Below are 9,760 nucleotides of genomic sequence, written 5' to 3'. Positions count from 1 at the left end.
AGTGCACGCTGTCTCCGTCGAGCAGCGACACATTCGGTTTCGGGATCACGTCGCCGGAACCCAGTCGCAGCGGCAGTTCGACCGACTGCGTCGGGTGCGCTTCGAACAGTTTGTGATTGGCCGGCGGCAGGCCGTACTTGGTCGGATCCGCGCCGACCAGTGGGGCGAAGGCCTGGGCTGCCTTACGCTGCCAGGACAGCGGCAGGTATGGCGTCGTCTTGAAGATCTTGTCACCGGGCTGCCCGGCAAGGTATTTCGGAACGATCCAGGCACTCGACMGCGTCGACAGCGTCACCTTGTTCTGCAATGCCTTCGACGACAGCTCGACGGTGATGTCGGCGGCGCTGTTACCGATCCCGATGACCAGAATGCGTTTGCCGGTGAGCGCCAACGGTGTCTGCGGATCGATGTAATGGTGCGAGTGGATCGATTCGCCGGTGAAGGTGCCGGGGAACTCGGCCCACCGTGCGTCCCAGTGATGGCCGTTGCCGACGACCAGCAGATCGAACTCCCGCACCGTGCCGGCCTGGTCCTCGATCAGCCAGCCGCCGCCGTCGCGTCGGCGGGCGCTGCGGACGGCGTTGTTGAACTCGATGTTCTCCAGCAGACCGAACGCCTCGGCATAGGAGTCCAGGTAGTCCTTGATATCGCTGTGATGCGGGAACGACGGGAAATGGCTGGGCACCGGAAAGTCCTTGAAGGACAACCGATGCTTGGAGGTGTCAATATGTAACGACCGGTAGGCGCTGCTCAGACCGTTGGGATTGCCGAAGGCCCAGTTGCCGCCGACGCGGTCGGAGATCTCGAAGGTGGTGTACGGAACGCGGTAGTCCTTGAGCATCTTGCCGGCGGTCAGCCCGCTGATACCTGCGCCGATGACCGCCGTACGCGGCAGGGTTCGTACCACCATCACTCCTCGAGTCGCTGTGATGGGCGACACTACCGAGCGTTCTGACGCGCGTCAATAACTACTGACGTACGTCAAATCGGGCGGATCACGCCGAGCTTGGTGAGGTGCTCGCACAGCGGGTCGACCCCGATGGTGAAGTGCTCGGCCATCGCCGCGCGGGCCTCGTCGGCGTCTCGGCGTTCGAAGGCGGCGATCACCCGGCGGTGGTCCTTGATGGACTGGGTGGGCCACCCATCGAGGGTCGGGAACACCGACTCCGGCTGATACCGCGTGATCCCCGACATGAACTGGGTGAGCTTGGGCGAGTCGGCCGCCACGTTGATCAGCCGGTGATACTCGTGATTGAGCCGTACGGCGCGGTCCGAGTCCGGCTGCTCGTAGGCCTGTTCCAGTTGGTCCTGGATCGCCTTCAGCTCGGAAAGCTGTTCGGCGCTGATGTTCTCGGCTGCTCTGGCCGCCAGTTCTCCCCCGACGTAGGCCTGCACGTTGGCGACATCGGCCAGGTCACGGGCGGTGAATTCGAGCACCATGAAACCGCGTCGCGGATGCTGCACCAGCAGACCCTCGGCCCGCAGATTCAGCAGGGCCTCCCGTACCGGCGTGACGCTGATACCGAGATCGACGGCCAGCTGATCCAGCCGCAGGTACTCCCCTGACCGGTAGGTCCCGTCGAAGATCCGGCGGCGCACCACGCGGGCAACGTCCTCGGAGAGTTGCGGTCGGACCGCGAACTCCGGATCAGATCCGGTACTCATCGAGCAAACTCTTGCTGATGATGGTCTTCTGGATCTCGCTGGTGCCCTCGCCGATGAGAAGGAACGGCGCATCACGCATCAGCCGTTCGATCTCGTACTCCTTGGAGTAGCCATAGCCACCGTGGATCCGGAAGCTCTGCTGGGTGACTTCCGCGCAATACTCGCTGGCCAGATATTTGGCCATCCCGGAGGCCACATCGTTTCGGTCACCGGAGTCCTTGAGCCGCGCGGCGTGCACCATCATCAGGTGGGCGGCCTCGACCTTGGTGGCCATCTCGGCGAGCTGGAACGCGATCGCCTGATGCCCGGCGATCGGCTTGCCGAACGACTCCCGTTGCTGCGCATAGCGAATCGCCAGCTCGAAAGCCCGCAGCGCGATGCCACATGCACGCGCCGAGACGTTCACCCGGCCGACCTCGACGCCGTCCATCATCTGGAAGAAGCCCTTACCCGGCGCCTCGCCGAGCACATCGCCCGCACCGGCCCGGTAGCCGTCGAAGATCAGCTCGGTGGTGTCGATGCCCTTGTAGCCCATCTTGTCGAGCTTGCCCGGAATCGTCAGTCCCGGCAGCACCTCACCGAAACCGGAAGGCTTCTCGATCAGGAATGCGGTCAGATTTCGGTGCGGTTTGTCCGCTCCCTCATCGGTTTTCACCAGCGCGGCCACCAGCGTCGAACTGCCGCCGTTGGTCAGCCACATCTTCTGACCGGTGATCACATAGTCCGCGTCGTCTCCGGAGCCGTCGCGCACACCCCGGGTGCGGATCGCCGCGACATCGGAGCCCAACTCGGGCTCCGACATCGAGAAGGCACCGCGCACCTCGCCGGTCGCCATCCGGGGCAGGTAGTGCTGCTTCTGCGCGTCCGTGCCGTGCTGGCGGATCATGTAGGCGACGATGAAATGCGTGTTGATGACCCCGGATACGCTCATCCAGCCGCGGGCCAGTTCCTCCACACACAGCGCGTAGGTCAGCAGCGATTCACCGAGGCCGCCGTACTCCTCGGGGATCATCAGACCGAACAGACCCATCTCGCGCATCTTGTCGACGATGTGCTGCGGGTAGGTGTCGGAGTGTTCCAACTCCTGCGCGTTCGGGATGATCTCCTTGTCCACGAACTGGCGCACGGTGGCAACGATTTCGGTCTGCACGTCGGTGAGACCGGGAGTTTGAGCCAGTCGGGTCATAGCGATGTCCGTTCGAATACCGCGGCCAGGCCCTGGCCGCCACCGATGCACATGGTTTCCAGCCCGTACCGGGCGTCGCGCAGTTCGAGTTCGCGGGCCAGGGTGGCCAGCATCCGGCCGCCGGTCGCGCCGACCGGATGGCCGAGGGAGATACCGGACCCGCGCACGTTGGTGCGCTCGAAATCGGTGTCGGTGAACTTCCATTCGCGGGTGCACGCCAGTGCCTGCGCGGCGAACGCCTCGTTGAGTTCGATGAGGTCGATATCGGCCAGGGAAAGCCCGGCCTTGTCCAGCGCTCGTTCGGTGGCCGGCACCGGGCCGATGCCCATGATGTCGGGTGCCACCCCCGCCACTCCCCAGGAGACCAGCCGGACAAGGGGTTTGAGCCCGAGTTCGGCCGCCCGCTCGGGTGTGGTCACGATGCACATGGACGCGGCATCGTTCTGTCCGCTGGAGTTGCCCGCTGTGACGGTGGCCTCGGGGTCGCTCTTGACCAGCACCGGGCGCAGTTTGCTCAGCGCCTCGACCGTGGTGTCCGCGCGTGGATGCTCGTCGGTATCGATCACCTCGGAACTTTTACGGGATGTCACCGTCACCGGGATGATCTCGGCCGCAAGGACCCCACTGGTCTGAGCGGCGACGGCCTTCTGATGCGAGCGCACCGCGAGTTCGTCCTGCTCGGTACGCGAAATGCCGTACTGGCGGCGCAGATTCTCCGCGGTCTCCAGCATGCCGCCGGGCACCGGGTAGTGCTTGCCGCCGGCCGTGACGCGGCCGCGGGCGAGTCCGTCGTGTACCGTCACCCCGCCGCGCGACCCGCCCCAGCGCATATCGGTGGAGTGAAAGGCCACATTGCTCATCGATTCGGCGCCGCCGGCGACGACCAGATCGTTGTTGCCGCTGGACACCTGCAGGCAGGCCTGGATGACAGCCTGCAGCCCGGAACCGCAGCGCCGGTCGACCTGCATACCGGGCACCGTGATCGGCAGTCCCGCGTCCAGTGCGACCACCCGTCCGATCGCCGGGGCCTCACTGGAGGGGTAGCAATGCCCCAGGATCACATCCTGCACGGCGTCGGCAGGAATCCCGGTGCGTTCCAACAGACCCTGCAGCGCGGCGACGCCCAAATCGACGGCGGTCAGGGACGCGAACATGCCGCCGTAGCGGCCGATCGGCGTGCGGACCGGTTCACAGATCACGGCCACGTTCTCAGACAGGGCCGCCATGTCAGATGTGCCGCCCGCCGGTCACTTCGAGCACGGTGCCGGTCATGTACGAGGACAGATCGGAGGCCAGGAACAGGGCGACGGAGGCGACCTCGCTGGGCTCCCCGGCGCGCGCCATCGGGATCTCGGCCAGCTTCTGATCCCAGATGCGTTGCGGCATGGCCTCTGTCATCGCCGAGCGGATCAGACCCGGCTGGATGGCGTTGACCCGGACACCCAGATGGGCCACCTCCTTGGCGGCGGCCTTGGTGAGGCCGACGATGCCGGCCTTGGCCGCGGAGTAGTTGGTCTGGCCGATCAGGCCGACCTTGCCCGAGATCGACGAGATGTTGACGATGGCACCGCTTTTCGCCTCGCGCATGATGTTGGCGGCGAGCCTGGTGCCGTTCCACGACCCCTTCAGGTGCACCGAGACGACCTGGTCGAACTGTTCCTCGGTCATCTTGCGCATGGTGGCGTCACGGGTGATGCCCGCGTTGTTGACCATGACGTCCAGGCTGCCGAAGGTGTCGACGGCGGCACGGACGAGCGCTTCGACCTGGCCGGCATCGGTGACATCGCAACTGACGGCCTTGGCAACGGCCGAACCGCCGAGTGCGGTGACCGCGGCATCGGTTGCCTCCGGATTCAGGTCACCGAGCACCACCCGGGCGCCCTCGGCGACATACCTTTCGGCGATCGCAAACCCGATTCCCTGTGCACCGCCGGTGATCACCGCGGTCCGACCGTCAAGCAGACCCATGGGAGCCCATCCCTTCCTGAAGCCCGAGCAGTTCCAAACATAAAATATGATATTTCTTGTATCAAACCACCCCCCGAGGTGATCGCACCAATTCAGGAGAGCCCGCCGATGGCCGACAACGCCCGCGCCGCCGTATCGGACGCAGATTTCGCCGATATCCATGCCGCCACCCGCCAGTTCATCCGTAACCAGGTAGTCCCCCGCGAGCTGGAGATCATGTCCGCCGACCGGGTGCCCGACGACATCCGCGACCAGACCAAGAGCATGGGGTTGTTCGGGTACGCGATCCCGCAGGAATGGGGCGGCCTCGGACTGAACCTGGCCCAGGACGTGGAACTGGCCATGGAATTCGGCTACACCAGCCTCGCGCTGCGGTCGATGTTCGGTACCAACAACGGCATCGCCGGTCAGGTGCTGGTCGGTTTCGGCACCGACGAACAGAAATCCCGCTGGCTGGAGCGGATCGCCTCCGGCGACGTCGTCGCCTCCTTCGCCCTGACCGAGCCCGGCGCCGGCTCCAACCCGGCAGGCCTGCGCACCAAGGCCGTCAAAGACGGTGACGAGTGGGTGATCAACGGGCGCAAGCAGTACATCACCAACGCTCCGACGGCCGACCTGTTCATCGTGTTCGCCCGCACGCGCCCCGCCGATGCCGACGGACCCGGTATCGCGGTCTTCCTGGTTCCCGCGGACGCGCCCGGCATCGAGGTCGGCGCGAAGGACGCCAAGATGGGCCAGGAGGGCGCCTGGACCGCCGATGTCAGCTTCGACGACGTGCGGGTCGGCCAGGACACCCTGGTCGGCGGCAGCGAGGACATCGGGTACCGCGCCGCCATGACGTCGCTGGCCCGCGGCCGCGTGCACATCGCGGCGCTGGCCGTCGGCAGCGCGCAGCGTGCCCTCGACGAGTCGGTGGCCTACGCCGCGACCGCCACCCAGGGCGGCACCCCGATCGGCAATTTCCAACTGGTGCAGGCGATGCTCGCCGACCAGCAGACCGGCGTGATGGCCGGGCGCGCGCTGGTCCGGGAGGCCGCCCGGCTGTGGGTGACCGACGAGGACCGGCGCATCGCACCGTCATCGGCGAAACTGTTCTGCACCGAAATGGCGGGCAATGTAGCCGACCTCGCCGTCCAGATCCACGGTGGCAGTGGCTACATGCGCGAGGTGGCGGTCGAGCGCATCTACCGCGAAGTGCGTTTGCTGCGCCTCTATGAGGGCACCAGCGAGATCCAGCGCCTCATCATCGGGGGCGGCCTGGTCAAGGCCGCCCAGCGGCGCGCCTCGAATCAGGCGATATAGCGCACGATCGACTCTGCCACCGCTGCAGGCTTTTCCGATCCCTCGATCTCGACGGTGATGGTGACCGTCGACTGGGCAGCGCCCTCGAGTGCGGTCACATCGGTGACCACGGCGCGGGCCCGCACCTTGGCGCCGACCTTCACCGGGGTGATGAAGCGGACCTTGTTGTATCCATAGTTGACCGCCAGCGAGATGCCCTCCACCCGGTAGAGCTGGTGGCTGAAATGCGGCAGCAGGGAGAGGGTCAGCAGACCGTGGGCAATGGTTCCACCGAACGGCCCGTCGGCGGCACGTTCGGGATCGACGTGGATCCACTGGTGATCTTCGGTGGCTTCGGCAAATTTGTTCACCCGGTCCTGGCCGATCTCCAGCCACTCCGTCGGCCCCAACTCGGCGCCCTTGGCCCCCACCAGCTCATCGAGATTCTTGAAAACCTTCACCGTTCCTCCTCCGGTCGCCACGTCTATTTTTCACATCCATACATAGCGCCTCGACCGTGGGAGCCGGTCACCGGGTCCGCGATCGCGGGATCGACGTGACCTTGAAAACGTAGCGAATGGCGGACACGTTGCCATCTACGTGATCGATTTAGAAAACTCGTCGGCAGCTGAATAGTATTTGCCACTACTTACGCCGGTGACAATTTTTATGAAGTTAGCCACTATTAACTTCTTACCGACTAAATTGCTAGAAACCCACTTGTGCGATGCTGGCAACCTATTGTCAGGCCCGGTAATAAATTGCGGCTGGTATCTCCCCTGGATATGGCGATACTTAACTGCACTATTTGAAATTACCTCAGGAACGTACCCGCATGGGGCAACGTTCCGGCAACTGATCGGTGGGCCTGGGAATGAGCGTGTCTGTCGCCGAAACCACGTTTCGTGGACTTCCCGAAAATGCATCGGCCCAGTGGTGGGATCGGGACACCGACTGCACCCTCGTGGTGTCCACTCCGTGGGCGGAGCCGGAACTCTGGGACGATTTCATCGACGGTGCTATGCGTAGTTACCGCAAACACGGAGTCGAACGGGCGATCGACCCGAGCGCACTGGCCGACCCCGCCACCACGTCGCTGTTCCTCGCGGCGATCGACGACTCCGGCCGGGTTGTCGGCGGGGTTCGAGCGCAAGGCCCGTACGGCGGTGCCGACGAAAGCCATGCGACGGTGGAATGGGCCGGACAGCCCGCCCTTCCCCTCGTGCGCAAAATGATCGACGACCGCGTTCCGTTCGGCGTCGTCGAGATCAAGACCGCATGGACCGACGACGGATTTGCGCGCAGCCGTGCGCTCACGCCGGTACTGGCCCGTATGCCCCTGCACGCCACCCTCGTCCTCGGCGCCAAGTTCGCCATGGCGACCGCGGCGGCACATGTTCTGGATCGCTGGCGATCCTCGGGCGGCGTGGTTGCCGACCGTATCCCGGCCACACCGTATCCCGACGAGCGGTACGAGACCAAGATRATGTGGTGGGACCAGGCCGAGTTCACCAGAACCGCTGACCCGCAACAGATTATCGCCACCCGCGCCGAGGCACGCGTGTTGCTGCCGCTGCTCGACGAAGTCGGCGCGCTGGGCGGGACGGCCGAGTCCGGGTTGTAACCGGCAGCCCGGCGCGCACGCGACCGCACCGAATACCGCTCAGATAACGAATCGTCTGACCCATGGGATGTCACGAATCAAAGGCGGCGTCTGGAATACACTTTTCGCAGGGCTGACCGGACGCCCGCCGGTGCCCGTGCGTCACAATGCGGCACTGTCAGGTGTCGCCACACAGAGAGGTCTAGGTGCCCCGCAGCCTCGAACTCGTCGTCACCGCGGTCGCCACTCGTCTGATCGCCGTGGACGCCGCCACCGCGACCGGCGTCAGCCAGCAGGTGCTGGCCGAACTGGTCACCTACTTCGATGTCGATTCCGGCTTCCTGCGGCACAACGACCACGACATTCACGCGACCCGGCTCATTGCCGAGTGGCCTCCCCGCACCCCGGAGGTCCAGCCCGACCCCCACCAGCTCGTGTACTTCGCCGACGCGGACCCGGTTTTCGCCGTGGCCGAACGGCTCAAGGAGCCGGCGGTGTTCCGGCCCGCCGACAGCGGGAGCATCCCGACCACCACGATGGCCTGTGTGCCACTGCTGTCCGGCGACGTGACCACCGGGGTGATCGGCCTCGCCAAGGCCGGTGACCGGGATTGGACCGCCGAGGAACTCAACGCCCTGGCGGCCATCGCGTCACTCTTCGYCCAGGTGCAGGCCCGCGTGTACGCCGAGGACCGACTGCGCTTCCTGGCCGAGCACGACGACCTCACCGGACTGCACAACCGCCGTGCCTTGATGGCCCATTTGGACGAACGCCTCAAGCCGGGTAGCCCCGGGCCGGTCACCGCCCTGTTCTTCGACCTGGACCGCCTCAAGGCGATCAACGACTACCTCGGGCACTCCGCCGGCGATCGTTTCATCCGGGTGCTCGCCGAGCGGCTCGCGCTGGCCGCAGGGCCCAGCATGATCGCCCGCCTCGGCGGTGACGAATTCGTGGTGGTCCCCGAGGTCCCCACCGATGGCCCGGTGGCCGAGGAACTCGCCCACCGGCTGCAGTCCGTGCTCTCCCGGCGCGTTCCGATCGACGGCGAGATGGTGACCCGCACGGTCAGCATCGGTGTCGCCGTGGGCATCCCCGGTCAGGAGACCACCTCGGACCTGCTGCGCCATGCCGACCAGGCTGTGCTCACCGCCAAGAACACCGGCGGCAACCAGGTGACCGTCTACTCCGACGCGATATCGCTGGAGAACGAGTTCCGCAACGACATCGAGCTGCACCTACAGAGCGTGATCGAGACCGGCGCGCTGTTCCTGCGCTATCTGCCCGAGGTCGATATGCGCACCGGGAAGGTTCTCGCGACCGAGGCGCTGGTCCGCTGGCAGCACCCCACCCGCGGCCTGCTTGCCCCGGACGCGTTCATCGGCGTCGCCGAATCCATCAATCTGGCAGGCGAGCTCGGACGTTGGGTGATGCGTACGGCGTGCGCGGAGTTCGCGCGCTGGCGGGCCAACGGCGTCGGGCTGGACGCGGTGCTGCGGGTGAATGTGTCCCCGGTGCAGCTCGTCGCGGACGGGTTCGCCGAGTCGGTGGCGGCGATCGTCAACGAGTTCGATCTGCCCCGCGGTTCGGTATGCCTGGAGATCACCGAAAGCATTGTGGTGCAGGACATCGACGTCACCCGGATCACGCTGGCCAAGCTTCATGACGTCGGGGTCCAGGTCGCCATCGATGACTTCGGCACCGGCTACAGCGTGCTGTCGCTGTTGAAATCGCTTCCGGTGGACGCCCTCAAGATCGACAAGAGTTTCGTGCGTGACCTCGGCGCCGACCCCGGCGATCTGGCCATCGTGCGGGCGATCATCGCCCTGGCCGAAGCATTCGGCCTGCAGTTGGTGGCCGAGGGTGTGGAGACCGAAACCGCGGCCATCACGTTGCTGCGGCATGGCTGTCATCGCGCCCAGGGCTTCCTGTTGTCACGCCCGATCTCCGGCGACCAGATGGAGGCGCTGCTGCGCCGCGGCCGGGTGTCGGTGGACTTCTCGGCCGGTCTGACTTAGACGGAATTCATCTCGGCGGCGGGCACATCGGCCGTGCTGAGC

9 protein-coding genes are annotated in these 9,760 nt (G+C 65.6%); 3 read left to right on the top strand and 6 right to left on the bottom strand.

Features of this window, described 5'->3' with window-relative positions:
• The 5 genes from AC1DTF_RS31285 to fabG form a co-directional block, all read right to left on the bottom strand.
• Window positions 1-907: flavin-containing monooxygenase (locus AC1DTF_RS31285; RefSeq protein ID WP_477476879.1), on the bottom strand; the 907-nt coding region annotated here is incomplete at its 3' end.
• 74 nt (window positions 908-981) lie between these two features.
• Window positions 982-1,665, bottom strand: a complete 684-nt coding sequence (locus AC1DTF_RS31280) for a GntR family transcriptional regulator (RefSeq protein WP_477476878.1) — start codon at window positions 1,663-1,665, stop codon at window positions 982-984.
• On the bottom strand, window positions 1,649-2,851 hold the full coding sequence (locus AC1DTF_RS31275) for an acyl-CoA dehydrogenase family protein (RefSeq protein WP_477476877.1): 1,203 nt from the start codon (window positions 2,849-2,851) through the stop codon (window positions 1,649-1,651). The genes AC1DTF_RS31280 and AC1DTF_RS31275 overlap by 17 nt, the downstream gene beginning before the upstream one ends.
• On the bottom strand, window positions 2,848-4,077 hold the full coding sequence (locus AC1DTF_RS31270; protein ID WP_477476876.1) for an acetyl-CoA C-acetyltransferase: 1,230 nt from the start codon (window positions 4,075-4,077) through the stop codon (window positions 2,848-2,850). Before AC1DTF_RS31270 ends, AC1DTF_RS31275 begins: the two co-directional genes overlap by 4 nt.
• 1 nt (window position 4,078) lies before the next feature.
• Window positions 4,079-4,819 (bottom strand): 3-oxoacyl-ACP reductase FabG, encoded by a 741-nt coding sequence (gene fabG / locus AC1DTF_RS31265; RefSeq protein ID WP_057167410.1) that lies wholly within the window; start codon window positions 4,817-4,819, stop codon window positions 4,079-4,081.
• A gap of 108 nt (window positions 4,820-4,927) precedes the next feature.
• On the opposite strand from fabG, the gene AC1DTF_RS31260 reads away from it, so the two are divergent.
• Complete coding sequence (locus AC1DTF_RS31260) at window positions 4,928-6,121, top strand: acyl-CoA dehydrogenase family protein (RefSeq protein WP_477476875.1); 1,194 nt, start codon at window positions 4,928-4,930, stop codon at window positions 6,119-6,121.
• On the opposite strand, the gene AC1DTF_RS31255 is transcribed toward AC1DTF_RS31260, so the two are convergent.
• Window positions 6,109-6,561, bottom strand: a complete 453-nt coding sequence (locus AC1DTF_RS31255; protein ID WP_057167412.1) for a MaoC family dehydratase — start codon at window positions 6,559-6,561, stop codon at window positions 6,109-6,111. The two genes, AC1DTF_RS31260 and AC1DTF_RS31255, sit on opposite strands and share 13 nt — an antisense overlap.
• Window positions 6,562-6,974: 413 nt before the next feature.
• On the opposite strand from AC1DTF_RS31255, the gene AC1DTF_RS31250 reads away from it, so the two are divergent.
• Entirely contained in the window at window positions 6,975-7,724 is a 750-nt protein-coding gene (locus tag AC1DTF_RS31250) for a hypothetical protein (RefSeq protein WP_477476874.1), read from the top strand.
• Window positions 7,725-7,909: 185 nt separating this feature from the next.
• Entirely contained in the window at window positions 7,910-9,718 is a 1,809-nt protein-coding gene (locus tag AC1DTF_RS31245) for a bifunctional diguanylate cyclase/phosphodiesterase (RefSeq protein WP_477476873.1), read from the top strand.
• Window positions 9,719-9,760 lie beyond the last annotated feature (42 nt).

It is taken from the genome of Mycobacterium sp. P4_H6 (assembly GCF_056400845.1).
Note: the sequence above shows the minus strand (reverse complement) of the source record. Positions and strands in the feature narration are given on the sequence as shown.

Bases quoted from the DNA above. Each gene is read 5' to 3' on its own strand.
- fabG (WP_057167410.1), bottom strand. From the start codon at position 4,819: ATGGGTCTGCTTGACGGTCGGACCGCGGTGATCACCGGCGGTGCACAG.
- AC1DTF_RS31280 (WP_477476878.1), bottom strand. From the start codon at position 1,665: ATGAGTACCGGATCTGATCCGGAGTTCGCGGTCCGACCGCAACTCTCC.
- AC1DTF_RS31270 (WP_477476876.1), bottom strand. From the start codon at position 4,077: ATGGCGGCCCTGTCTGAGAACGTGGCCGTGATCTGTGAACCGGTCCGC.
- AC1DTF_RS31275 (WP_477476877.1), bottom strand. From the start codon at position 2,851: ATGACCCGACTGGCTCAAACTCCCGGTCTCACCGACGTGCAGACCGAA.
- AC1DTF_RS31260 (WP_477476875.1), top strand. From the start codon at position 4,928: ATGGCCGACAACGCCCGCGCCGCCGTATCGGACGCAGATTTCGCCGAT.